This window comes from Duganella hordei, from assembly GCF_040369125.1.
In the GTDB taxonomy this organism is placed as follows: domain Bacteria; phylum Pseudomonadota; class Gammaproteobacteria; order Burkholderiales; family Burkholderiaceae_D; genus Rugamonas; species Rugamonas hordei.
Genome location: NZ_BPWI01000017.1, coordinates 16,430 through 38,826, shown reverse-complemented (window position 1 = coordinate 38,826; position 22,397 = coordinate 16,430). Strand labels below are relative to the sequence as shown.

The window sequence follows — 22,397 nt, the reverse complement described above, 5'->3', positions numbered from 1 at the left end:
AAAGAGGTGTCCAGGCGGCGGTTTTGCATGGGGAAAAGACACTTTTTGCGCCTGGACACCGCTAAAAATGGTGATTGTTGCCAAAACGCTGATAGAATAGTGAGGTGAGGAATTTATTTGCGGTCGAGCCGTTATAGGAGCCGATTATGATTATGGTGAACAACATTGGTGGTGCTACCCTGTCTGCTGCGGCCGTCGCGGAGAAGGCACTCGAGCCGAAAAAAATCGCCACTCCCACCCCCGAGACCAATGCGGACATGAGCGCGTCGGTGGCGGCTTATCTGTCGCTGCCCGGCTTCAATGCGCCGCTGCAGACCGACCCGAATACGACCGTCAACGCGGCCGACAAGGCCAGCGCCGTGATCAAGGCAGTGGCGGAATCGGACGACGACAGCCTGAAGCTGGCGCTCAAACAATTCGACGAAGGCTTGAAAAAGCTGGTGCAGCGTCCCGAAACCCAATTCTTCCAGGCCAAGTTCGGCACCGACAACGGCGCCCAAGAAGACAGCCTGGTATCGCCGGACCCGCTGCCGGGCGTGGACGAGAACGGCTTGCTGGGCAGCGGCAAGGTCGACATGTCGGCCGACACCAACCGCGACGGCAAGATCAGCCCGGAAGAGCTGCGCCGCTACCAGATGCCGATCACCTACCGCAGCAGCCAGCACGCCGCCGATGCGGTGGCGGACGGCCCATCGGCCTTCTCGCTGACCGAAGCCAACCGTGCCTACGGCGTGGTGGCCACCGCCGACGCCTGATACTTGCATCCTGCAATAAAAAGGGCTTTGCCAGCGGCAAAGCCCTTTTTTTATGCCTGAGGCGGAGCAGCGGCCTCGGCTATCCCGTTCGCGATACAAAAAAAACACTAACTCTGCAAAAAGTGCGAATATGTCGGGCAAAAGTGCGTTTCAGTTAACTTTTGGCATGGCATGCATCTTTTAGCGGGAGTTTTTAGTGAGAAACCAGAAATTCAAGCATTTGCAGTGGCGCGCGTCGCGCGCCGGCATGGCGGCCCTGGCCGCCGCCGCCCTGGGCGGTTGCGCGCTCGGCCCCGATTTCAAAACACCCTCCGCTCCGGCCAACGCCGGCGACAGCTATACCCCGACGCCGCTGGCGGCGACGACGGCGGCGTCCAGCGGCCCCGGCGGCGCGGCGCAGCAGTTCGCGCCGGGGCAGGATATCTCGGCCCAGTGGTGGACCGTCTTCCGCTCGCCGGCGCTGGACCAGCTGATACGCGGCGCGCTGGAACAGAATCCGACCATGGCGGCGGCCGAAGCCTCGCTGCGCCAGACCCAGGAACTGTACAACGCCCAGGCCGGCAACCTGGTCTATCCATCGGTGAACGGCCAGCTGGGCGTGTCGCGGCAGAAGGTTTCCGCCGCCACCGCCGGCAACGGCGCGGGCGTGTTCAACCTGTATAACGCCTCGGTCAACGTGGCCTACACGCCGGACGTGTTCGGCGCCACCCGCCGCACGCTGGAAGGGGCGAGGGCGCAGGTCGACTACCAGCGCTTTCAGGTCGAGGCGACCTATCTCGCGCTGAGCGCCAACGTGGTCACCACGGCGATCCGCGAAGCGTCGCTGCGGGCGCAGCTGAAGGCCACGCGCGAAGTGCTGGACGCGCTGACCAAGCAGATGGGCGTGATCGAGAAGCAGTTCGAGTTCGGCGCCATCCCGCGCAATACCTTGCTGACCCAGCGCAACCAGGTGGCGCAGATCGCCGCCACCCTGCCGCCGCTGGAAAAGGCGCTGGCGCAAAGCCGCCATCAGCTGTCCGTACTGGCGGGCAAGCTGCCGAGCGAGGCCGGCATGCCGGAGTTCTCGCTGGAGTCGCTGACCTTGCCGGAATCGCTGCCGGTGTCGCTGCCGTCGGCGCTGGTGCGCCAGCGGCCCGACATCCGCGCCAGCGAGGAGCAGCTGCATGCGGCCAGCGCGCAGATCGGCGTGGCGACGGCGGCCCAGTATCCGCAATTCACGCTGAGCGGCAGCTACGGCTCGTCGGCGCAGACCTTCGGCAAGCTGTTCGATGCGCAGACCACCGCCTGGAACCTGGCGGGCGGGCTGGTGGCGCCCATCTTCAACGGCGGCGCGCTGAGCGCGCAGCGGCGCGCGGCGGAAGCGGCCTACGATGCGGCGGCGGCGCAATACCGCGCCACCGTGCTGGCGGCCTTCCAGAACGTGGCCGACAGCCTGCGCGCGCTCGACTCCGACGCGGCGTCGCTGAAGGCGCAGGCCGAGGCGGAATCGCTGGCGGCCGAATCGCTGGCGCTGGCCACCGAGCAGTACAAGCTGGGCGGCATCAGCTACCTGCTGCTGCTCGACGCCCAGCGCGTCTACCAGCAGTCCCACGTCAGCCTGGTGCAGGCGCAGGCGGCGCGCTATGCCGACACGGCGGCGCTGTTCCAGGCGCTGGGCGGCGGCTGGTGGAACCGTTCCGGCGGCGTGCCGGCGGCGACCGCCGTATCGGCCGCGGCGCCGTACGGAACGGCTAAGTAAACAATATCGAACAACATCCATAGCAGGAGATAGATTCATGGCCAAGCGACTCATGACCAAGCGTATATTCATCATGATAGGGTGCGTCATTTTGCTGATCGCCGTGCTGGCGTTCGGGAAGTATCTGCAGATTAAAAAGCTGATCGCCAGCTCGCCCAAGCCGGGCGCGCAGGTGGTCACCGCGATGAAGGCGGAGATCTCCGAATGGCAGCCGCAGCTGACCTCCGTCGGCACGCTGGTGCCGGTGCGCGGCGTCGACGTGACCACCGAGATCGCCGGCCTGGTACGCAAGGTCAATTTCAAGTCGGGCGATGAAGTCAAGTCCGGCCAGGTGTTGTTCGAGATGAACGCCGATTCCGACGTGGCCCAGCTGCGCGCGCTGCAGGCCGCCGCCGACCTGTCGGCCTCGGTGCTCAAGCGCGACAAGCTGCAGTTCGCCGCGCAGGCCATCAGCCAGGCGCAGCTCGACAACGACGACGCCGACCTGAAGAGCCGCAAGGCGCTGGTGGCGCAGCAGCAGGCGCTGGTCGACAAGAAGACCATCCGCGCGCCGTTCGCCGGCAAGCTGGGCATCACCGCCGTCAATCCCGGCCAGTACCTGAACCCGGGCGACAAGCTGGTGACCCTGCAAACCATCGATACCGTGTATGTCGATTTCTACGTGCCGCAGAAACAGCTGGCCGGCCTGTCCATCGGCCAGAAGCTGAACCTGACCAACGATGCCTATCCCAGCCTGGGCTTCCCCGCCAAGGTGACCTCGATCAGCCCGAAAGTGGACCCGGCCACCCGCAACGTGCAGGTCGAGGCGACCGTGCCGAACCCCAAGCGCCAGCTGTTGCCGGGCATGTTCGCCAACGTCAGCCTGGACCTGGGCGACAAGAAGAAATACCTGACCCTACCCCAGACGGCCATCACCTACAACCCGTACGGCTCGACCGTGTTCGTGCTGGCGCCGGGAACGGGCAAGGACGCGCCCAAGGATGACAAGGGCAACGCCCAGCTGGTGGCGCAGCAGGTGTTCGTCACCACCGGCCCGACCCGCGGCGACCAGGTGGCCATCCTGACCGGCCTGAAGGAGGGCCAGACGGTGGTCACCAGCGGCCAGCTGAAACTGAAGAACGGCACCCCGGCCGTCATCGACAACAAGGTGCAGCCGTCCAACAGCCCGAATCCGACGCCGCAAGAACACTAAGGAGGGCGCGCCATGAACTTTACCGACATCTTCATCAAGCGCCCGGTGCTGGCCAGCGTGGTCAGCCTGCTGATCGTGGTGCTGGGCCTGCGCTCGCTGTTCAGCCTGCCGATCAACCAGTATCCGAAGACGCAGAACGCGGTGGTCACCATCTCCACCACCTACTACGGCGCCGATGCCGCCACCGTGGCCGGCTTCATCACGCAGCCGCTGGAATCGGCGGTGGCGCAGGCGCAGGGCATCGACTACCTGTCGTCGTCGTCCAACAGCGGCGTGTCCGTGATCACCGCCACGCTGCGGCTGAACTACGATTCCAACCGCGCGCTGACCGAGATCACCACCCAGGTCAACTCGGTGCGCAACCAGCTGCCGCAACAGGCGCAGCAACCGGTGCTGACGGTGCAGACCGGCCAGACCACCGACGCCATGTACATGGGCTTCTACAGCGACACGCTGCCGACCAACAACGTCACCGACTTCCTGGCGCGCGTGGTCAAGCCCAAGCTCGATTCGATCCAGGGCGTGCAGACCGCCGAGCTGCTGGGCGCGCGCCAGTTCGCGCTGCGGGCCTGGCTGGACGCGAACAAGATGGCGGCCCACGGCGTCACCGCGACCGAAGTCAGCGCCGCGCTGGCGCAGAACAACTACCTGGCCGGCCTGGGCGCCACCAAGGGCCAGATGGTGACCGTGCCGCTGACCGCCGGCACCGACCTGCACACGGTGGAGGAGTTCAAGGCGCTGGCCATCAAGCAGGCCGGCGGCGCCATCGTCCACCTGGAGGACATCGCCACCGTCACGCTGGGCTCGGAGAACTATGACTTCAACGTCGCCTTCAGCGGCGTGCGCTCGGTGTTCATCGGCATCAAGGTGGCGCCGGAGGCCAACATCCTCGACGTCGCCAAGCGCGTGCGCGAGGCCTTCCCGCCGATCAAGGAGCAGCTGCCGAACGGCCTGACCGGCGAAATCGTCTACGACTCGACGGACTTCATCAACACCTCGATCGACGAAGTGGTCAAGACGCTGATCGAGGCGCTGATCATCGTCACCATCGTCATCTACCTGTTCCTGGGCAGCTTCCGCGCGGTGATCGTGCCGGTGATCGCGATGCCGCTGTCGCTGATCGGCACCTTCTTCGTGATGCTGATGCTGGGCTATTCGATCAACCTGCTGACCTTGTTGGCGATCGTGCTGGCGATCGGCCTGGTGGTCGACGACGCCATCATCGTGGTGGAGAACGTCGACCGCCACATGAAGGCGGGCATGAAGCCCTACGACGCGGCCATCGTCGCGGCGCGCGAACTGGGCAGCCCGATCCTGGCGATGACGGTGGTGCTGATCGCCGTCTACGTGCCGATCGGCTTCCAGGGCGGCCTGACCGGCGCGCTGTTCACCGAATTCGCGTTCACGCTGGCCGGTGCGGTGGCGGTGTCGGGCATCGTCGCGCTGACCCTGTCGCCGATGATGTGCGGCCACTTCTTCGACGCCAAGCAGGACGAGGGGCGTTTCGTCAAGGCCATCGACAAGGTGTTCGACAAGGTGCACAACGGCTACCTGCGGCTGCTGCACAGCCTGCTCAACACCTGGCCGGTGCTGATCATCATGGGCGTGATCCTCAGCCTGCTGCTGGGCCTGATGTTCAAGATGTCGCAGGCCGAGCTGGCGCCGGAAGAGGACCAGGGCATCGTGCTGTCGCAGGTGGTCGGCGCGCCGACCGCCACCTCGGACCAGATGCAGGCCTACGCCAAGCAGATCTTCGACATCGCCCACTCGCTGCCGGAATACGAGCAGATGTTCCAGATCACCGGCGTGCCGACCACCAACGCCGGCATCGGCGGCGTGCTGTTCAAGTCGTGGGACAAGCGTTCGCGCTCGGCGCACGAGATCCAGACCGAGCTGCAGGCCAAGTGGAACAACGTGGCCGGCGGCCGCGTGGCGGCGTTCCAGTTCCCGGCGCTGCCGGGCAGCTCCGGCTTGCCGGTGCAGTTCGTCATCACCACCACCGAGCCGTTCGAGAACCTGAACACGGTGGCGCAGGCGGTGCTGGACAAGGCGCGCAAGGACAACAAGTTCTACTTCGCCGACGTCGACCTGAAGATCGACACGCCGCAGGCGCGCGTCGAGGTGGACCGCGACAAGCTGGCCACGCTGGGCCTGACGCAGCAGGACTTCGGCAACGCCATGGGCGCGGCGCTGGGCGGCGGCTACGTCAACTACTTCTCGATCTCCGGCCGCTCGTACAAGGTGATCCCGCAGGTGCAGCAGGTCGACCGCCTCAATCCGGCCGACGTGCTGGACTTCCAGATCAAGACGCCGAGCGGCGCCATGATCCCGGCCAGCACCGTGGCCAGCATCAGCTACAGTGTGCAGCCGGAATCGGTGACCCGCTTCCAGCAGCTCAATTCGGCCACCATCGCCGGCGTGACGGGCGCCTCGCAGGGCGAGATCCTCGAATACCTGCGCAACACGCTCAAGGAAGTGGCGCCGTCGGGCTACACGGTGGACTACTCGGGCAGCTCGCGCCAGTTCGTCAGCGAGTCGGGCGGCTTCGTGCTGACGATGGCGTTCGCGGTGGTGATCGTGTTCCTGGCGCTGGCGGCGCAGTTCGAGAGCTTCCGCGATCCGATCGTGATCCTGTTCTCGGTGCCGATGGCGCTGTTCGGCGCGATGACTTTCATCTTCCTCGGCTTCGCCTCGATCAACATCTATACCCAGGTCGGGCTGGTGACGCTGATGGGACTCATTTCCAAACATGGTATCCTGATCGTGGAAGTGGCCAACCACCTGCGTTTGGCCGGCAAGAACAAGCGCGAAGCGATCGAGGAAGCCGCCGCCACCCGGCTGCGGCCCATCCTGATGACGACGGCGGCCATGGTATTCGGCGTGGTGCCGCTGGTGATCGCCTCGGGCGCGGGGGCGGCCGGACGCCATGCGATGGGGCTGGTGATCTTCACCGGGCTGTCGATCGGCACGCTGTTCACGCTGTTCGTGGTGCCCGCCATGTATATGTTCCTGGCGGGCGAGCACAAGGCTGAAACGCATGCCACGGCTGAATCGGCAACGGGCCCGGCTGACCAACCCGCAGGCCAGGCGACATAACACCATAAGAAATATGCCCGAAGAAGTGCAGGGAAAGCGGCAGGGAAAGCGCAAGCGCAGCCTGGAGGAAGTGATACTCCTGCTGCTGTGCGCGCTGAGCATTCCCAGCATCCTGCCGTTCGGGATCTACCGCCTGCTGCAGCACAGCTGGATGTCGGCGGCAGTGGACATGACGCTGGTACTGGGCATGGTGGCGGTGATGCTGCATGTGTGGCGCACCGGCCGCCACCGCCTCGCCAGCCTTGGGGTGACGATCTTCTACTCGGCCGGCATGCTGGCCACCGTGTATCTGCGCGGCGTATCGCTGGTGTACTGGGTGTACCCGACCATGATCGCCGCCTTTTTCGTGCTGCGGCCGCGCGCCGCGCTGACCATCAACAGCGTCTCGCTGGCAGGACTGGTGGCGATCCTGCTGCCCCAGCTGGAGCTGCTCAACCTGCTGACGATCGTGGTGACCATCGTGCTGGTCAATCTGTTCGCCTATATTTTCGCCGACCGCACCGGCCTGCAGAACCGCGCGCTGCACACGGCGGTGGAGCTGGACTTCCTGACCGGCGTGGGCAACCGCCGCGCGCTGGACCGCAAGCTGGCCGCGCATGCCGAGGAACGCCGCCCGCACCTGGAATCGAGCCTGCTGCTGCTGGACCTGGACCACTTCAAGCAGGTCAACGATCTGTTCGGCCATGCGGCCGGTGACGAAGCGCTGAAGCGCCTGTGCGAGGTGATGCGGCAGCATACGCGGGCGTCGGACCGGATCTTCCGCTACGGCGGCGAGGAGTTCGCCATCATCGCCAGCGGCGCCGGCCTGAGCGCCGCCGCCAGGCTGGCCGAAGGCCTGCGCGGTGCGGTGGCCGGCGCTCCCCTGGTGCCGGGCCATCCGGTCACGGTGTCGATCGGCGTCACCTACATGGACAAGAGCACCGGCCCGGCGGACTGGCTGATGCGGGCCGATAAGATGCTGTACGCGGCCAAGCAGGGCGGCCGCAACGCGGTGCGCGTGGCTGATTCAGCCGATTCAGCCGATTCGGCCGTCCCGTCAGAGCACACCCAGGGCGCGTAGCGGCGCCAGGTGCTTGTCGTGGAACTCGGCGGCCTGCCGGTTCAACTCGGCCACGTTGGCGTCGTCGCCCTCCAGGGTCTTGCCGTCCTTGACGATGGACTGCCCCTGCGACTTGAGCACATGCCAGGCATATTCCACCCATTCCCCGGGCCGTGTTTTTCCTTGCGCCTGCGCGGCGATGAACAGCTGCTGGAAACGGTGTACGGGAATTCCGCCGCCGAGGGCAGGGCTGGCCAGGAAGGGAATCTCGGCGGTATAGTGCGCGCGCTGGATCAGCGCCCGATTCAGCTTCTCGGTCTCGGGCCGGCGTGCCGTGGCTTCCTGCTCGTCGAGCGCCGCGCCCAGGACGTTTTTCTCGACCAGCAGCATGCAGGCCTGGTGCAGCTGCGGCAGCGTGATGCTCCGCAAAGCCTGCTGCATCTGGCCTATGGTGCGCGCCTGATGGTCGCTCATCAGGTCCAGTATCGGATTGTAGATCTCCGCGCTCAGCGCGCCCTCGCCAACCGCGCCGGCGATGGTGAGCGTGACGTCGTCGCGCGCCATGCACATGATCATCCGCTGGGCGCGCAATTGTTCGGCGTATTCCAGCGGCTGCAGCTGGCGCCTGCCCTTGATCCAGTAGTCGCGCCGGAACTGCTGGTTGATCATGAAATCGAAAACGCTTTCGCGGAATACCAGGTCCGGTATTTCATCGAGCAAGGCCCGTTGTTCCGAGGTCAGGTTCAGCTCCGGCACCAGCTCGGGATAGCTGGCGGAGCAGGCGTAATCGAGCTTGGCGTCGACCAGCCAGCCGGCCATGTCGGCGAAGGACATCGGCAGCCAGTCGCGGTTGAAGTATTCGTGCGCCAGGTACTGGCGATTCTGGCCGCCGAGTTTCTTCATCCGCTCCGCCACGCCGGGATTGGCGCGGGCATACAGCGGGTTGGCCGCCATCAGCTTGTCGGCGAAGGCCAGCGCGCCGTCGACCTTGGCGACGATGCCGGCGCCGGGCTCGGTCATCACGCTGGCGTGTTGCGTCATCAGGTCGCGCATCGGGACCATCGCCGCCCAGCCGGGCTGGGTGTTATAGCTGATGTACAGCAGCCCGCCGACCTTCAGCTTGCGCCGCACGAAATCGACGATGACGGCGCGGTTGTCATCCGAGATCCAGCTCCAGATACCGTGCAGGCCGATGTAGTCGAAATCCGGCAAGTCGCTGCGGTTGCAGAATTCCGCGAAGGACTGGTCGTACAGCGCTGGGCCGTCGGCCAGGTGCTCCGCCAGTTGCCGGGCAAATCCCGCCTGGCCGGGATTGAAATCGGTACCGTACCACCTGGTGGCTGAAGCGGCCGCATGGATATTGGTGCTGATGCCCTGGCCGTAGCCCAGCTCGCAGGCGGTGCCGCTTTCGGGCAGAGCGATGCGCGCGTGCAGCAGCGCCAGGTTCGCCCGCAACGGGTTCAGCGCGTGATAATACCCGTAGGTGTAGCCGATGTCGGCGATATAGCCATTGCTCCAATTTGTCATGCTCCACCTCGTCGATGAACTGCACAAATTCTAGTGCAGTTTTGATATGATGGGCGCAAGGATGCGAACGAAACGGGGGATGGCATGAGATACATCATTGCGGCAGCGGTGCTGGCGGCAAGCGCGCGCGGCGCCGCCGCCTTGCCGTCCCCGCCGCCTTCTCCACCGCCGGCCAGCCCGCCGGTGCTGACCGATGAGATCATCAAGAAGGCGGTGCGGGAGACCATCGCGGAAAATCCGCAGCCGCTCGTCAACCGCAACGCCGGGGCATTTTCCGCCGGCACCGCGCACGACAAGATGAGCGCAGCATTCGAGCAGGCCAAGGTACCCGACTGCCTGCACGGCGACGCGCTGAAACATCAGCCGGCGCAGATTGGTCCGATCGCCGTGGTTGGGCCGTATTCGCTGCCGTGGGTGATCGCGGCGGCGCTGCGCGGCAAGTGCAACTGAATCTCTAGAACGGGCTGCCGCCGATCAGCAGCAGGTGCAGCCAGTGCGCGAACAGCACCGACACCGCAAACCCCACCACCACGGTAATCGTCGTACCGATGGCGGTACCCGCAGGGTAGGTGGTGCCGGCGGCCCGGTCGCGCCTGCGGGCCGCGCGGAACAGCAGCACCGACCATAGCAGGAAGCTGCCGAACAGGATGATGTCGTGCAGCGTGCCGTTGGCCAGCAGGTGCGCCAGCGCCCAGGTCTTGACGGCCAGCGTCATCGGATGATGGATCTTGGCCTTGATGCTGTTGCGCGGCACGTAGGCCGCCGCCAGCAGAATGAAGGCGATGACCATCAGCGGAGCGGCGACGTGGGCCATGGCCTTCGGCGGCGACCAGACCACCACCGGTTGCTGGCGCGCGATGCTGTAGCCCCAGACGATCAGGCCGAAGCCGGCCAGCGACACCGCCGAGTACAAGCCCTTCCACGCGTTCGCGCCGAGCTTCGCGCGCATGGCCGTGCGCCAGTCGTCGGCGAAGATGCGCACCGAGTGCAGTCCGAGAAAAATTACCAAGCCGAGTATCAGTATCGCCATCGCGCATCCCTGTGCTGGTTAAATGTGATGACGATACACTGCTGCGCGGCCGCACGCAACGCCGCGGTGCCTAGCGCAGACGGCCCGTCAGATGTACGACGGTGCCGCCATCGCCATCGCCATCGCCGGCCAGCCGCAGCGCGCGCCAGCCCTCGGCGTCCGCCTCGCTCGCCAGCTGCACCGACAACGGCGGGCAGGGCAGCGGCACCGGTCGCAGGAAGCGCACGTCGAGCTCGCGGAAGCCGCCGCTCCCCAGCGCTTCAATACTGCGCGCCAGGCTGCCGAAGCCTTGCAACACCTTGCCGCCAAAGACAGAGCGCCGCGCCAGCGGACCGCACCAGTGGATGGGATTGAAATCACCGGTCAGCAGCGCGAAGCGCAGGCCGTCGCTGGCGTCGGCCCGCCACTGGCCGGCGGTATGCCAGGCCGGATCGGGCGGGCGCGGCGCCGCGGTTTTCGGCGGACGCTTGCCGGGCAACAGAAAACTCATATGCAGGCGCGTCTCGACCAGCCTGGCCTGGCCGGGGACGCCGGTGAAGATGGCGACCACAACCCGCACGCGCCCGGCCGCCGGTTCCATGGATTCGATGGAGGCGCTCAAGGTCAGCGCCGTATCGCAGGGCAGCGGGCCATGGACGGTCATCGATACGCCCTGGTTGATCACACGGGTGAGCCGGTAGGGCAGCTGCATCAGCAGCTCGCCGACCAGCGGCAGGCTCCATTGCGACACCATATGCGGCGGCAGCTCGCCTTCGTAGCGGCCGGCGGCGCCGCACCAGCGGATGTACTGTTCGACCAGCCGTGCAGGCGGCGCCGCGATGGTGCGCCGGATCGTCATGCCGACCGGCGCTTGCGCCGACGCCGCGCTCGCGCGCGGCGTCAGTATGCTGCGGCCGGCGGCCTGCAGCAGGATGCGGGCGCTGGTCTTCAGCATCGGGCCCTGGTGCCGCAGCAGGCCGTAAGGGACGCCTGTCGATATCACCGTCATTCAAGCGCCTTGATCACCGCCGCCAGCAAGGCCTGCGGCGCATATTGCAGGCGGGACGGCGTCAATCCAAGGCGCACCACCACCAGTTCCTTCGACGGCACGACAGCGATGCTCTGTCCATCATGTCCTTCGAGCCAGTACGTATCGGCGGGAAGCTTGAACGGCAGGTCCGGGTCCTGGCCTTCCGGCGTCGGCCCGGACGGGCCCCAGCGCCACAGCTGCCCTTGCCCATATTGTCCGCCCGATGCGGGCGCCACCTGCCGCATACCTTCGACGAAACCTTTCGGCAGCAGGCGCTTGCCCTGCCAGACGCCGTCCTGCAGCAGGAACTGGCCGAAGCGCGCCCAGTCCTGCGTGCTCGCGTACATATAGCTGGAGCCCACCAGATTGCCGCGCGCGTCGGCTTCCATCACAGCGCTGCTCATGCCCAGCGGCTCGAACAAACGTTCGCGCGGCAGCGACAGCACGGCGGCCGACGTGGCTTCGTGGCCTGGCCCTGCGGCCGCGCGCTGCCAGATGCGCGACAACAGCAGCGTGGTGCCGCTGGAATAATTGAAGGTGCTGCCGGGGGGCTGGACCAGCGGCTGGCTGGCGGCATAGGCCGCCATGTCCGGCTCCAGGTACAGCATGCGCGTGACGTCGGAAACGTCGCCATAGCCTTCGTTGTATTGCAGGCCGCTGCTCATCGACATCAGCTGCGCCAGCGTGATCGCCGCGCGCGGATCGGCGGCGTCGGACCAGAAGCCGCTTTGTTGCGGCTTGAGTTTGTCGTCGGCGAGCTGGATGCCGACCAGCGCCGCGCTGACGGTCTTGGTCATCGACCAGCCCAGCAGCGGCGTGGCGGCGGTAAATCCGACGCCGTAGCGCTGCGCGATCAGGCGCCCTTTGTAGATCACCGCCAGGCCGCGCATGCCGGGGCCGGCCAGCGCAGCCTGGTCCAGCAAGGCTTGCACGGCGGGCGCAGTCTCCGGCTGCGAGCCGGTTGGCCAGGCGACGTTGGGCGAGGGCGCCCAGATCTTCAGCGGCGAGAACTGGTACTGCGCCGCCTGGACGACGTCGCCGTCCGGCACCACGGCGCAGCCGGTGCCGGGACGGTACACCGCCAACCCTTTGCCGATAAATCCCAGCAAGTCGGCGTGCACCAGCTTGCGCTCCCGGTCGACGCTGATCTCGAGCAGCTTCAGGATCGGATGGCCGGGCGCCTGCACATCGTCGGCCAGCACGGCCTGGGCGTCGCGGCCGGCCAGGAACACATTCGAGCACACCATCTTGGCGCCATAGCTGGCGCCGACCCGCAACAGCTCGGGCGGACGCACCCACAGTGTCAGCACACCCCCTGCGATCAGCGCCAGGGCGCTTGTCCCGGCGATTTTAAGTTTTCGGCCCACGCTATTCTTTACCCTCACATGCTGGCCCGGAATTCTACCGCGACCTGGCGCGGCGGCGTGAGGCACGCGTACGGCGCGCCATATTGCTCGGTCTGGCCGCCCAGCGTCTGGATGTAGCGTTTGTCGAACACGTTATTGACCAGCAGCGCCACGCCATAGCGTCCGCTCTCGCTGTCCCACGCCAGCCGCGCATCGAACTTGGTGGTGGCTACGCCGGTCTGCAGCTTGGCGGTGCTCAGGCAGCTCAATTTGGCGGTGTCGCTATTGCAGCGGGTCGCGCTCGAATGCGTGCCCTGGAAATTGAGACTGCCGCGGCCGCCCGCCGCTTCCCAGTTCAGGTTCACGCCGGCCATCGCCGTCAGGCGCGGCGTGCCGACCGGCTGGCCCCCCAGGTCCAGGCTGACGTTGCCGGCGGCGTCCAGCCGCTGGTAGCGGGTGTAGGTCTGGTCGATGTACTCCATGCCGCCGAATACGGTCACGCGCGGCGTGATGCGCATGCGGCCGTCGAGATCGAGGCCCTGCGCCTTCTGGTCGCTGCTGACGACGTTATAGGTCGGCAGCGAGCCGACGCTGTACAGCTGGACGTCCTGCAGGTTCTTGAACTTGTAGGCGAACAGCGACGCGTTGACGGTGGCCTTCAGCGCCGGCAGCGACATCTTCACGCCGGCTTCGAAGTTGGTCATCTTCTCCGGCTCGAAGCTCGGGTCGCGGCCGATGGCGGTGGCCGAGGCGGGATTCGGCGGCGTGAAGATATTGAAGCCGCCAGCCTGGTAGCCGCGCGCGATGGAGGTGAACAGCAGCGTGTCCTTGTCCAGCTTATGGTCCAGCACCAGGCGCGGGCTGAAGTCGGTCCAGTCCTTGCTGCGCGTGACCGGCGACGACGCCAGCTGCGCCGCCGTGCCGAAGATGACGTTGGACGGGAACGAAGCCGCGTTCAGCCCGGCCAGCGGGCCGAAGCTGTCGAGGAAGTTATCCAGCTGCGGCGACACGCGGCCCGGCACGTACCAGGTCATCTGCTTCTTGTCCTGGGTGTAGCGCAGGCCGGCGGTCAGGTTGGTGGCCGCCGTCAAATGCCAGATGGTGTCGCCGTAGATCGAGGCGGACTTGGTCTTGACGTCGCTGTAGTGGGTCTCGTCCCAGCTGAACGTGGTGCTGGGGCTGACGCCGGGCAGGCCTGCCGCGGCCAGGCCGCCGAACAGCATGGCGAAGTTGGGATCGCCGCCGCCGAACTGGCTCAGCGTGTCCAGCGTGCCGGTGCTGACGTAGGCGCCGGCATCCTGATGCTCGTTGTTGTGATAGAAGCTCAGGCCCGCGATCCAGTCCAGCTTATCGGTCTTGCCCGACAGTTTGAACTCCTGCTGGAAGCTGTGCGCCCGCTTGGCGTCCAGCGTCGTCAGTTGCAGGTCCTGCCGCGCGCCGCCGTCGTTGTCGGTCAGGTTGTGGGTGGCGAAGCGGCGATAGGCGCTGGTCGAGCTGAAGGTCATGCCGGCCAGCGGCGCTTCGAAGCGCAGCGTGGCGCCGTCGAACTTGCGGCCTTCGCTGCCTTGCTGGTCGTTGGCCAGCGGCGCATCGAACGGATTGACGAAGTTGGCGGTGTAGGTGGCGTTGTAAACACCTGTGTAGCCGCCCAGTGGCAGCGACGGATCCTTGATCACGCCGAACGCGGGGCGGCCGTACTGCTCCATGTTCTCGTGCTCCCATGAGAACACCAGTTTTGCGTCGCCGCCGAAGTCCTTGCGCAGCGACAGGCGGGTGGCCCAGTCCTTGTCACCGCCGGACTTCTTGCCGGTGGCGGTGTTGTCTGCCCAGCCTTCGCTGCCGGAGCGCACCGCGACCAGGCGCGCGGCCAGCGTGTCGGAGATCGGCAGATTCATCATCACGTCGGTGTTGGCGCGGCCGAACTTGCCCAGCTTGAGGTGGCCCGCCGCATCCAGATCCTTGCCCGGCTCATTGGTGGTGATGGCGATGGCGCCGGCCGCGCTGTTGCGGCCGAACAGCGTGCCTTGCGGCCCCTTGACCACCTCGATGCGCTGGATGTCGATGAAGTTCATCAGCGCGCCGCCGGTCTTGCCGGTGTAGACGCCGTCGACATAGATGCCGACCGGCGAATCGGTGGCGATGCCGAAATCGGCGGCGTTCACGCCGCGTATACCGAAGCCGGGCTGGGTCGGTTCGATGGCGTCGACCACCAGGCCGGGCACGTAGCCGTTCAGGTCCGCCAGGTCCTTGGCGCCGATGTTGTCGATGTCCTTGGCGGTCAACACCTGCATGGTCATCGGCACGTCCTGCACGAACTGCTTGCGCGACTGCGCGGTGACGACCACCGACTGGATTTCATCCGCAGCCCAAACCGGCGGCACCGGCACGAAGAACGCGGCCGCCAGGCTGGCGGAGATGATAGTACGCACAGGTTTAATCATGTCGTCTCCATTCGTATGTTTTTTGTATTCAGATCCAACCAGACCACTGCAACCAGCATGACAATCAATATGCTCGCCCTGAGGGCCAGCGGTGCGTCGAAACCGAACCATTGCGGCAGCAGCGCGAAGGCCATTCCCATCGCCAGCGCGCGCGCCTGCTCCAGGCGCAAGGCGAACCGGCGTCCTTCCAGCAGCGCGCCGAGGCTCAGCGTGGCGCCGACGATGACGGCTGCATACAGCGCCAGCTGCGGCGTGGGCAGCAAAGGGCCGACGGCGATCAGGTGCGACACGCAGGGCACCAGCAGCGCGAACTGCAGCATCGCGTAGATGCCAGCGCCCGGCGGCGTGGCGGGACGGTAGGTCTCGAATTGGCTGCCGTCGAAATGGCCCAGCGGCTGGCCGGTCCAGCCGCCGGGCGGTCCGAACCACACATGCAGCCTGGCGCGCCAGCCGCGCACGCTGCGCGTCGCTTGCCACAGATTGGCGTAGTAGTGCAGGTTGGCCCAGGCTGGATTGAGGCTGCGCAGCGGCGTGCGCACGCCGTAGACGATGCGTTCGTCCTCGCGCTCGTCGGCGTAGGTGCCGAACATGCGGTCGAACAGGATCAGGATGCCGCCGTAGTTGCGGTCGATGCAGTAGTCGTTCTGGCCGTGGTGCACGCGGTGGTTGGACGGCGTGACGAACACGCGGTCCAGCCAGCCGAGGCGGCCGACCAATTCGGTATGCACCCAGTACTGGTACAGCAGGTCGATCATGGCGACGCCGGCGAACACCAGCGGCGGCACGCCGGCCAGCGCCATCGGCAGGTAGAAGATCCAGCCGAGCAGCCAGCCGCTCGAGGTCTGCCGCAGCGCGGTCGACAGGTTGTAGTACTCGGACGAGTGGTGCACCACGTGCGCGGCCCACAGCACGCCGACCTCGTGGCCCATGCGGTGCAGCCAGTAGTAGCAGAAATCGTAGGCCAGCAGGGCGCCCAGCCACACCCACACGCTGTTGGCGGGCAGCGACGCGAGGCGCCAGCGGTCATGGACGGCGGTATAGATCCCGAGCAGCGCCAGCTTGACGAACAGGCCGACGACCTGGCTCGCCATGCCCAGATGCAGGCTGGTGAGGGCGTCGGCCGTGTCGTAGGCGGCGACGCCGCGGCGATGCGCCAGCCATGCCTCCAGCAGGATCGTCAGCATGAAAACGGGGATGGCGAATACGATGGGATTCACGTCGGGCCTGGATCGTTTAGGTCGAAACGATTATGCCTACAACCATGAAATATATACAAGAAAATCGTGGTAGCACTGACGATTTTGAAACACTATCGGGTCAGAATGGTATTGATAGTTAATCCAGTTTTAGCCCGGATGCCCTGGCCTTGGCCACCGCGATGACGCCGGCCACGGAGCCCAGCAAGTGCGCCTGCCATGCGATGGCGACGTCCGGCGGCAGGTCGGACCAGCCCCGGGTCCAGCCTGCGGCTTCGGCGACGACCTTGGCCGGCAGCGCGACGGCCATCAGCATCAGCACCGCGCGTGCGCGGCCGTCGGCATCGCGCCACAGCGACAGGCCGGCCATCACCGTCAGCATCACGGCGATGCCGGACGCGCCGCGGTAGTAGTGCAGCTCCGGCGCCGCCAGCAGCAGCCCGAGCGCGATGCACGGCGCGCCGAACGCCAGCGCCTTGCCGACCGTGCGCAGGCCCAGGCGCTGCGCGGCGATCAGGCCGGCGATGGCGACCACCGCGCCGTCGAGCAGCAGGTGCTGCAGTGTGTAGTGGACCAGGTGGCAGGTCCACAGCCGCCAGATGTCGCCCGCCAGCAGCGCCTGGCGGTCGAACTCCAGCAGCTCAGACGCGGCGGCGAAGTCCATGCGCGATCCAGGCCAGCATTGCGGCCAGCGCGAGGCTCAGCCAGCCGAGGGCGCCGCCGCCCTTGTAGCCTTCCTTGTTCTCGACCTTGTAGGCGGCGTCGTTCTTGATGCGGTCGCGGAAGCGATCGAGTTCGGCCTGCAGGTTGGGGACCAGCTGGTCGACGGCGGCGTTGTAGCCCTCGATCTGCGCGGCGCGCGCTTTCTCGCTGAAGCCGACCATGCTGGCGCCGCCCTTGACCCGGCTGGTGCCCGGCGCGCGGAACAGCAGCTTGCGGCTCTGGACGTCGAATACGGAGGCGTCCAGCATGGTCTGCACGTCGTACTGTTCGCCGTGGATCACGTAGGCGCCGATGATGGTCCAGTACAGCAGCGACAGCGCGTTGCTGTCGCTGAACTGCACCTGGTCGTAGGAGAGCAGTGCCACCACCTCCACATCGAACATGCGGGCCACCTGTTCCAGGTTGGTGAAGCCGCCCTTGGCGCGCATGTACTGGGTTGGGATGATCTCGATCTTGCCGATGTAGGGATGCGCGGCGAACGAATCGCGCACGCGCTCCAGCAGCTTCATGCGCGCCGCTTCCGACAAGCCGTTGCCCCAGCCTGCGCCGGGCACGAAAGCGATGCCGACACGTACCGGAGGCCGCAGCCTCGTGACGGTCGGCGTCATGGTGGGCGCATCCCTGGCGTCGGGATACAAATAATCGACGATACTGCCGTTCTGCTTGACGCTGCGGCCGGGGCTCATGAAGGCGCAGCTGGACAGCAGGGCCGCCGCCAGGATGGTGATCAAACCTCGAATGACTCGCATGCTGCTCTCCGGGAAGGGGCTGATGCGGCGAATTGTAGGCAGGGTATATGTTTGTGCAGTGATCTTTTCGCAAAAGTGCATATGGCGCTATCGGCGGTGGCGTCGCATAATACCCTTGTCATTTAAAGAATGTCTTGTCTCTCTTATCTTGGGGATCGAATGCCTGGAAAGCGAATTCAGATTGCTGTTGTCGGTGGCGGAGCGAAAGCGGCCGCATTGGCGGCCAAGGCGTTTGCGCTGCGCAAAGCCAATGTCGCCAATATTCATATTACTGTGTTTGAAAAGACAGAGATAGGCGCGCATTGGACCGGTAAAAACGGATATACGGATGGAGAACAGCGTCTGTGCACTCCCGCGGAGCGCGATCTGGGCTACCCATATTTTTCAAACTATCACACGGGCTTCCAGGAAGGCGTTCACAAGATCGTTTACGACGAGTTCTCCTGGTCCAGCTACTTGTTGTCCGAGTCGCAGCAATTTAGCCGTTGGGTGGATGGCGGGCGCAAGCCACCCGAGCACCAGCAGTTTGCGCTTTATTTACGCTGGGCCTTGGATCGCTCCGAGGCGGAGGTGTTGAGGGCGGAGGTAGTGGGTCTATCTCCGCTTCACGCAAAATCGAAATGGCAAGTGTTGAAACTGGGAGAGGAAGGTAAATCGCAGCTCGCGTCCCGGCGGGAATTTGACGGTATCGTTATCAGCGGCCCCGGACCTGCGAGAAAAGTGCAGAAGGGCGGCCCGTCCACACGCATGTTTGACGGCGTGGACTTTTGGAGGCGGCGGGAAGAATTTAAAGGAGTTCTCGCCGATGTGCCGGTTGGCGGCGATGCTCCTGAGATCGCAATTATCGGCGCTGGCGGAACGGCCGCAGCCGTGCTCGCCTGGCTCGTCCGCAATGGCTATAAAGACTATCCCATTCACTTGATCGCGGGGCAGGCGGCGCTGTTTACCCGGGGCGACAGCGTTTTTGAGAATCGCTTGTTCAGCGAGCCGGAACTGTGGGGGAAGCTGTCTACCGATAGCCAGGATGCTTTCTTCAAGCGGCTGAACCGGGGTGTGGTATGGGGGACTGTGATGGATCAGGTGGCAACAGCCACTAATCTGAATTTTGTGGACGGCCGCGTGGAGAGCATTTCGCTGCATGCGGGAGCTGAGTTGCAGCTGGACGTGCACCAGAACAAAGAACCTTTCGCATTGCTGCGCCCTGCGGTGGTGATCGACGCCACGGGCTTTGACGAATGGTGGTTTTTGTCGCTGATAAAGGGATGTAAGAATAACCCAGACTTCAGGGAGGAATTGCTCGCGAAGATGGAGCCTGGCTTGCGGTTCAGCCGGCCCAAGTGGCCTTATCCTTCCCTGCACGCGCCCATGGTGTCCGGCAGGATAGGTCCCGGGTTCGGCAGTCTGATGGCGTTGGGCGGAATGTCGGATCGCATACTTCGCTCATATTTATAGGCTATAGGCTGGTTGAGAATCTGGCAAGGGTTGACATTGATTTTTGGCTGGCGTATACATATGTACATATGGATGGATCTTTAGGGCACTGCAATGGCTACTTCTAATCTGGTTTTACGTACGATATATATCAGTCCCGAGGTGGATGACGATCTCAGGATTGAAGCTTTCGATAATCGCACCAGTAAGAACGATTTGATTCGTAAATATCTGGAATTGGGCATGGAAGCTGCGAGACGCCAGAACCGCGACAGAGGTGTCGCGGCCAAGCCGGCGGTGAAAGCAGTGGCCAAGCCTGCGCTCAAGAAGGCTGCGGCCAAGCCAGCGGCAAAGGCCGCACCAAAAGCGGCAGCCAAGCCTGTAACGAAGAAGGTGGCGGTTAAGGTTGCTGCCAAACCTGCGGCCAAAAAAACGGCCACCAAGCAGGCCTGAGTATTCAGCACCGGGCGGGCGCAGGTGCCTGCCCGATGCCGGCCTGGTTAGAAACTGGTCGAGATTCCAGCGTAAAGCGTGCGGCGAGCACCGTATTGCGGCGCGCCCACGCCTACGCCGGAACCGTCGCGCAGCAGGTAGGATTTGTCGAAGACGTTGACCAGCGCCAGGCGGCCTTCGATATTCCCCACGGCGGTATTCTTCCAGTTGTGCGTCAGGGACAGGTTGACGGTGGTGTAGTGCGGCAGGGTGCCGGAATTCGGCGCGCCGCCGTCCGGCGTCAGGCGCAGGCCGCTGCCGTACAGGAAATCGCCGCTCAGCTGCGTGTCGCCCAGATGGTAGTGGGCGCCGCCGGACACCGTGTAGGTCTGGTCGTGGTCGACGTAGATGTAGTGGTTGGCGATGTAGGCCAGTTCATCCGGCGCAAACAGCGACTGGCCGGAGATGATGTTCTGGCCCTTGGCCTGCTGCGTGGTCAGGTTGAGGAAGCCGCCCCAGTTGCTGCGGTTGTACACGGCCGACAGTTCCAATCCCTTGGCGTAGCCGCGGTCGTAGTTGAACGGCGACAGTATCAGCGCCTGGCCGAACTGGCCTTCGTCCAGCATGTTGCGGATCTTTTTATAGTAGGCATCCGCCGTCACGGTCAGCTGTTCGTTGAACTGGTGGCTCACGCCGACGTCGTAGTAATTGGTGCGCTCGGCCTTGACGTTGTCCGATACCGCCACTTCCGGCGCGTTGGTGGTGTTGGCGTATTTGTCGATGCTCGATTGCGCGGCCAGTTCCTGCGGTGGTGGCGTGAAGTAGCGCGAATAGCCGGCGTGCAGCGCCGTCCCCTTGGCCACCTGGTAAGCCAGGTTGACGCGCGGGCTCCATTGCTGTTCGTCGACGAAGGCCGAGACCTTGTCGAAGCGCACGCCGTAGTTCAGCGTCAGCGGCGCGGCGATATGCCATTCGTCCTGCAGGTAGAAGCTGGACAGCTTGCCGGTCTTGCTGCTGTTGTCGATGATGGTGCGCGGATCGGTGCTGGCCTGCGCGCCGCTGCCGTCGGTGTCGAACACGGCCACCGAGTTGTCGCTGTGGGTGTTCTGGCGCGAATAGGCCAGGCCGGCGCGCACGGTGTGGCTGTCGTTGAGTTTATAGCTGGTGTCGAACTGCAGGCCGCTCGACGAGTTGGAACGCAGCGTGTCCGAGGCGACGCCGTTGTAGACCAGGTCTCCCACCGGATCCGGCGTGTAGTGCAGTTCCGAATACTGGTGGAAGGCCGAGACCTGGTAATTCAGGTCGCCCACGCTTTTTTGCAGCGACAGCACGAGGAAGCGGTTCACTTCGCGCTGGCGCTCGTCCAGTTGCGACGAGGCCAGCTTGCTGGTGCCGGCGTCGGCGTCGCTCTGGCCGGTCAGCGAGAAGCCCGGAGCCTGGTCCGGATTGTTCGGAATCTGGAAGCGGCCGTTGTAGGTGCCGAACATCAGGCCCAGGCGGGTCTGATCGTCGAGGAACCAGGACAGCGCGCCGAAGGATTTGCTTTGCTTGGTGCGGTCGTGCAGCGCGCTGCGGGTCGGCAGCGGGTTCTCGATGCCGAGCGCGTTCGACACGTAGCTGCCGGACAGGTAGTAGTTGAACGAGCCTTGCGTGCCGAAGAATTCCGCGCTTGGCTCGACATAGTCATGGCTGCCCACCAGCACGCCGATGCGGCCGCCCGGCTTGGTCGTGCCTTCCTTGGTCTGGATGTCGACGATGCCGGAAGTGCGCAGGCCGTATTGCGCCGGCAGCGCGCCGGTGACGAAGTCGATCTGCTGGACGAAGCGGGTGTCGATCGACTGGCCGAAGCCGGTGATACTTTCCGGCAGCTGCACGCCGTTCACGCGGTACTGCACGTTGGCGTGGTCGTCGCGCACGTGGATCGAGCCGGAGCCCTTGGAATCCTGGCTCACGCCCGGCAGGCGCAGCAGCACTTCGTTGAACGGCGTGCTGTCGCCCTGGCCCAGCTGGTCGATCATGTGGCGGTCGATCGAATACACCGTGGTGCCGATGTTGGGCGACAGGTCGATGCGGGCGTTCTTCAAATGAGCGGCGGTGACTTCCACTTGCTGCATCGGGCTGCCGTCGGCGGTGGCTGCGGCGGCTGCGGTTGCGTCGTCGGCGACCGCGTGGTGGGCGTAGAAGGCGCCGGCGATCAGCAGCGGCAGGGTGCGGAGTTGTGGAGTGCGTTGCATGGTAAATCCTTGAAATGTTCGGGACGTGACGAGCCGCCGGCCGGTACGATCGTGTCGTACAGGCGCGCGAAAACACCACGTAAAAAGCGTTTTAAAAAAACGTTACGAGAGAAATCGAATCAGCAGGGAATCAGGCAACGCCGGGCGGCGCGTGGGAGGGCGGAGTAAGGAAGTCGGTCCGGAGAGCGCGGACGGAGCGCTGCAGGACGGGGACGGGCACGCTGACCAGCTGCGCCACCGGAGCCACCACCAGCGCCGGCGGCGTGCCGCCGGTAGGCAAGTGGGCGATCACGCAGGCTGCGCAATCGTTCTGGCTGTCGGTATAGGCGTGCTTGTGCGAACTCGCCCCGAACAGTTGCAGCGCCAGGAACACCAGCACGAACAACATCAGGACGCGCTGGATGCGCGTCTTGTGACGTTGGGTGCCTACGGAGAGTGTATGTGCGTGCATAACCCTGA

Annotated in this window: 18 protein-coding genes; 8 read left to right on the top strand and 10 right to left on the bottom strand. The window is 64.9% G+C overall.

What is annotated here, in order from left to right:
• Positions 1-146: 146 nt before the first annotated feature.
• The 5 genes from ABWW33_RS27475 (at position 147) to ABWW33_RS27455 (ending at position 7,841) form a co-directional block, all read left to right on the top strand.
• Positions 147-755: an EF-hand domain-containing protein gene (locus ABWW33_RS27475; protein ID WP_353404623.1), complete on the top strand. Its 609-nt coding sequence runs from the start codon at positions 147-149 to the stop codon at positions 753-755.
• A 196-nt stretch (positions 756-951) separates the two neighbouring features.
• Positions 952-2,493 (top strand): efflux transporter outer membrane subunit, encoded by a 1,542-nt coding sequence (locus ABWW33_RS27470; protein WP_353404622.1) that lies wholly within the window; start codon positions 952-954, stop codon positions 2,491-2,493.
• Positions 2,494-2,545: 52 nt separating this feature from the next.
• The gene (locus ABWW33_RS27465; RefSeq protein ID WP_353404677.1) at positions 2,546-3,685 is read left to right on the top strand and encodes an efflux RND transporter periplasmic adaptor subunit; all 1,140 of its coding nucleotides are present in this window, start codon (positions 2,546-2,548) and stop codon (positions 3,683-3,685) included.
• 12 nt (positions 3,686-3,697) lie between these two features.
• Positions 3,698-6,781 (top strand): efflux RND transporter permease subunit, encoded by a 3,084-nt coding sequence (locus tag ABWW33_RS27460; RefSeq protein ID WP_353404621.1) that lies wholly within the window; start codon positions 3,698-3,700, stop codon positions 6,779-6,781.
• Positions 6,782-6,794: 13 nt separating this feature from the next.
• Entirely contained in the window at positions 6,795-7,841 is a 1,047-nt protein-coding gene (locus tag ABWW33_RS27455; RefSeq protein ID WP_353404620.1) for a GGDEF domain-containing protein, read from the top strand.
• On the opposite strand, the gene ABWW33_RS27450 is transcribed toward ABWW33_RS27455, so the two are convergent.
• Entirely contained in the window at positions 7,818-9,347 is a 1,530-nt protein-coding gene (locus ABWW33_RS27450; protein ID WP_353404619.1) for a class I SAM-dependent methyltransferase, read from the bottom strand. The genes ABWW33_RS27455 and ABWW33_RS27450 overlap by 24 nt on opposite strands.
• 84 nt (positions 9,348-9,431) lie before the next feature.
• Here ABWW33_RS27450 and ABWW33_RS27445 point away from each other — a divergent pair, with 84 nt between their 5' ends.
• Positions 9,432-9,797: a hypothetical protein gene (locus ABWW33_RS27445; protein ID WP_176651489.1), complete on the top strand. Its 366-nt coding sequence runs from the start codon at positions 9,432-9,434 to the stop codon at positions 9,795-9,797.
• A 4-nt stretch (positions 9,798-9,801) separates the two neighbouring features.
• Here ABWW33_RS27445 and ABWW33_RS27440 read toward each other — a convergent pair whose 3' ends face one another.
• The 7 genes from ABWW33_RS27440 to rhlP form a co-directional block, all read right to left on the bottom strand.
• Complete coding sequence (locus ABWW33_RS27440; protein ID WP_353404618.1) at positions 9,802-10,377, bottom strand: NnrU family protein; 576 nt, start codon at positions 10,375-10,377, stop codon at positions 9,802-9,804.
• Positions 10,378-10,447: 70 nt separating this feature from the next.
• On the bottom strand, positions 10,448-11,365 hold the full coding sequence (locus ABWW33_RS27435; protein WP_353404617.1) for a MaoC/PaaZ C-terminal domain-containing protein: 918 nt from the start codon (positions 11,363-11,365) through the stop codon (positions 10,448-10,450).
• On the bottom strand, positions 11,362-12,696 hold the full coding sequence (locus ABWW33_RS27430; protein WP_353404616.1) for a serine hydrolase domain-containing protein: 1,335 nt from the start codon (positions 12,694-12,696) through the stop codon (positions 11,362-11,364). The genes ABWW33_RS27435 and ABWW33_RS27430 overlap by 4 nt, the downstream gene beginning before the upstream one ends.
• A 71-nt stretch (positions 12,697-12,767) precedes the next feature.
• The gene (locus tag ABWW33_RS27425) at positions 12,768-15,173 is read right to left on the bottom strand and encodes a TonB-dependent receptor (RefSeq protein ID WP_353404615.1); all 2,406 of its coding nucleotides are present in this window, start codon (positions 15,171-15,173) and stop codon (positions 12,768-12,770) included.
• Positions 15,170-16,390 carry a sterol desaturase family protein gene (locus ABWW33_RS27420; RefSeq protein WP_353404614.1) on the bottom strand — a complete coding sequence of 407 codons (1,221 nt, stop codon included), beginning with the start codon at positions 16,388-16,390 and terminating at the stop codon, positions 15,170-15,172. Before ABWW33_RS27420 ends, ABWW33_RS27425 begins: the two co-directional genes overlap by 4 nt.
• Before the next feature lie 118 nt (positions 16,391-16,508).
• Complete coding sequence (gene rrtA / locus ABWW33_RS27415) at positions 16,509-17,033, bottom strand: rhombosortase (protein ID WP_353404613.1); 525 nt, start codon at positions 17,031-17,033, stop codon at positions 16,509-16,511.
• Entirely contained in the window at positions 17,011-17,841 is an 831-nt protein-coding gene (rhlP, locus tag ABWW33_RS27410; protein WP_176651483.1) for a rhombotarget lipoprotein, read from the bottom strand. The genes rrtA and rhlP overlap by 23 nt, the downstream gene beginning before the upstream one ends.
• A 159-nt stretch (positions 17,842-18,000) precedes the next feature.
• Here rhlP and ABWW33_RS27405 point away from each other — a divergent pair, with 159 nt between their 5' ends.
• Together ABWW33_RS27405 and ABWW33_RS27400 are read left to right on the top strand one after the other, a co-directional pair.
• Positions 18,001-19,293, top strand: a complete 1,293-nt coding sequence (locus tag ABWW33_RS27405) for a SidA/IucD/PvdA family monooxygenase (RefSeq protein ID WP_353404612.1) — start codon at positions 18,001-18,003, stop codon at positions 19,291-19,293.
• Positions 19,294-19,386: 93 nt separating this feature from the next.
• On the top strand, positions 19,387-19,725 hold the full coding sequence (locus ABWW33_RS27400) for a hypothetical protein (protein ID WP_353404611.1): 339 nt from the start codon (positions 19,387-19,389) through the stop codon (positions 19,723-19,725).
• A gap of 47 nt (positions 19,726-19,772) precedes the next feature.
• On the opposite strand, the gene ABWW33_RS27395 is transcribed toward ABWW33_RS27400, so the two are convergent.
• Both ABWW33_RS27395 and ABWW33_RS27390 read right to left on the bottom strand, forming a co-directional pair.
• Positions 19,773-21,938, bottom strand: coding sequence for a TonB-dependent receptor (locus ABWW33_RS27395; RefSeq protein ID WP_353404610.1), 2,166 nt, complete (start codon positions 21,936-21,938; stop codon positions 19,773-19,775).
• Between the two features lie 130 nt (positions 21,939-22,068).
• Positions 22,069-22,389, bottom strand: coding sequence for a hypothetical protein (locus ABWW33_RS27390; RefSeq protein ID WP_353404609.1), 321 nt, complete (start codon positions 22,387-22,389; stop codon positions 22,069-22,071).
• Between the last annotated feature and the right edge of the window lie 8 nt (positions 22,390-22,397).

Bases quoted from the DNA above. Each gene is read 5' to 3' on its own strand.
- ABWW33_RS27475 (WP_353404623.1), top strand. From the start codon at position 147: ATGATTATGGTGAACAACATTGGTGGTGCTACCCTGTCTGCTGCGGCC.
- ABWW33_RS27465 (WP_353404677.1), top strand. From the start codon at position 2,546: ATGACCAAGCGTATATTCATCATGATAGGGTGCGTCATTTTGCTGATC.
- ABWW33_RS27460 (WP_353404621.1), top strand. From the start codon at position 3,698: ATGAACTTTACCGACATCTTCATCAAGCGCCCGGTGCTGGCCAGCGTG.
- ABWW33_RS27455 (WP_353404620.1), top strand. From the start codon at position 6,795: ATGCCCGAAGAAGTGCAGGGAAAGCGGCAGGGAAAGCGCAAGCGCAGC.
- ABWW33_RS27450 (WP_353404619.1), bottom strand. From the start codon at position 9,347: ATGACAAATTGGAGCAATGGCTATATCGCCGACATCGGCTACACCTAC.
- ABWW33_RS27445 (WP_176651489.1), top strand. From the start codon at position 9,432: ATGAGATACATCATTGCGGCAGCGGTGCTGGCGGCAAGCGCGCGCGGC.
- ABWW33_RS27440 (WP_353404618.1), bottom strand. From the start codon at position 10,377: ATGGCGATACTGATACTCGGCTTGGTAATTTTTCTCGGACTGCACTCG.
- ABWW33_RS27435 (WP_353404617.1), bottom strand. From the start codon at position 11,365: ATGACGGTGATATCGACAGGCGTCCCTTACGGCCTGCTGCGGCACCAG.
- ABWW33_RS27425 (WP_353404615.1), bottom strand. From the start codon at position 15,173: ATGATTAAACCTGTGCGTACTATCATCTCCGCCAGCCTGGCGGCCGCG.
- rrtA (WP_353404613.1), bottom strand. From the start codon at position 17,033: ATGGACTTCGCCGCCGCGTCTGAGCTGCTGGAGTTCGACCGCCAGGCG.
- rhlP (WP_176651483.1), bottom strand. From the start codon at position 17,841: ATGCGAGTCATTCGAGGTTTGATCACCATCCTGGCGGCGGCCCTGCTG.
- ABWW33_RS27405 (WP_353404612.1), top strand. From the start codon at position 18,001: ATGCCTGGAAAGCGAATTCAGATTGCTGTTGTCGGTGGCGGAGCGAAA.
- ABWW33_RS27400 (WP_353404611.1), top strand. From the start codon at position 19,387: ATGGCTACTTCTAATCTGGTTTTACGTACGATATATATCAGTCCCGAG.
- ABWW33_RS27395 (WP_353404610.1), bottom strand. From the start codon at position 21,938: ATGCAACGCACTCCACAACTCCGCACCCTGCCGCTGCTGATCGCCGGC.
- ABWW33_RS27390 (WP_353404609.1), bottom strand. From the start codon at position 22,389: ATGCACGCACATACACTCTCCGTAGGCACCCAACGTCACAAGACGCGC.